Source organism: Mesorhizobium sp. M0195 (genome assembly GCF_040322115.1).
GTDB lineage: Bacteria > Pseudomonadota > Alphaproteobacteria > Rhizobiales > Rhizobiaceae > Mesorhizobium.
In genome coordinates this window covers 1-1,394 of record NZ_JAMYSV010000071.1, presented here as the reverse complement: position 1 = coordinate 1,394, position 1,394 = coordinate 1, and the positions used below count along the sequence as shown (strand labels likewise).

The following is a 1,394-nucleotide window of genomic DNA, read 5'->3' as shown; positions in this document are numbered from 1 at the left end:
TCACCAGTTGGAAATCGTTCGGGAAACCGATGGTTACACGCTCCTGTCCCGATGAGCTGCGCATAATCATCGGGTGCGCATAATCACGCTTATGCAGAAATCTACATAACCGCGATGACCGGCCGTTCGGCGGGCAATCGCCGCCGGCGGCACTCTACTATGCTTCGCGCGATCGGCGGCAGGAACATCCCGAGCGCCATCTTAAGACCTTTAGCGGCATTCTGCAGGCGGACGCCTATTGCGGCTACAATCCGCTCTTCAAGGCAGATCGTGGCCCCGGTCCGCTGACCCAGGCGCTGTGCTGGGCGCATGCACGTCGTAAGTTCTTCGTGCTCGCCGACATCGCCACCAACGCCAGGCGCGGCAAGGATGCCGCGCCGATCTCTCCGATCGCGCTCGAGGCGGTCAAACGCATGGACGCGCTGTTCGACATCGAGCGCGACATCAACGGTCTTGCCGCCGACGAACGCCTGCAACGACGCCAGCAGGAGAGCCGACCGATCGCAGAGGCGCTTGAGGAATGGATGCGGACCGAGCGGGCAAAATTGTCCCGGAGTTCTCCGGTTGCTGAGCCAATCGACTATGTGCTGAAGCGTTGGGACGGCTTCACGTCCTTCCTCAGCGACGGCCGGATCTGCCTCATCAACAACGCCGCCGAACGGGCGCTGCGTGGCTTTGCTTGGCTGTTTGCAGGCTCCGATCGAGGCGCCGATCGGGCAGCCTTCATGGCGACGCTGATCGCCACCGCCAAGCTCAACGACGTCGATCCGCAGGCCTGGCTGGCCGATGTCCTCGCCCGCATCGCCGACACGCCGATCACACGGCTCGAGGACTTGCTTCCCTGGAATTGGAGCCCTTTGACGATCGCAGCAGCTAAAGCTGCCTGATCTGGGCCTTCATTATTGGGCTCACATGCAAACCGGATCGTTGAGGCCGTCAGATGGGATATCGCAACTCCGCTCTTTAGCTCTTTACACTCTCAAATACGTGGCCGAGATGCTCGAAGAGGACGAAGACTTTTTGCGCGATTGCTCGATCGAGATGTTCTCGGAAGACGGTTGCCTGAGCGCTTACGCTAGATCGAGGAACTCAGCCTTGACGATTCCGGAAAACGTCAAGCCCAAATCCGTAGGCGATCGGCGAGGCGCTTACTGACAACCTCCCTGCTACGAAACTCACCTTGATCGCCGCGCCACTGCTCACGGGCCGTCACTCAGAATCAGCGGTTTAGCTGGTGCGTGTGGGCAAGAGGGAACGATGAACAGCCAAAAAGTCGCTAAATGCCTCCAGAAAGCTTTTCGCTTCGACCTCACCGAAGGGGAGCGAGAGAGAGAGAAGGCCGCGTGGCGCCACATAGAAGCCGCGCAGCAGCATCTCCACGTGCCAAAGCTCCA

1 pseudogene is annotated in these 1,394 nt (G+C 60.0%); it reads left to right on the top strand.

The features are described 5' to 3' along the window. Positions 1–110: 110 nt before the first annotated feature. Positions 111–887, top strand: a pseudogene (tnpC, locus tag NKJ12_RS32020) (IS66 family transposase); the annotation flags it as partial. Between the last annotated feature and the right edge of the window lie 507 nt (positions 888–1,394).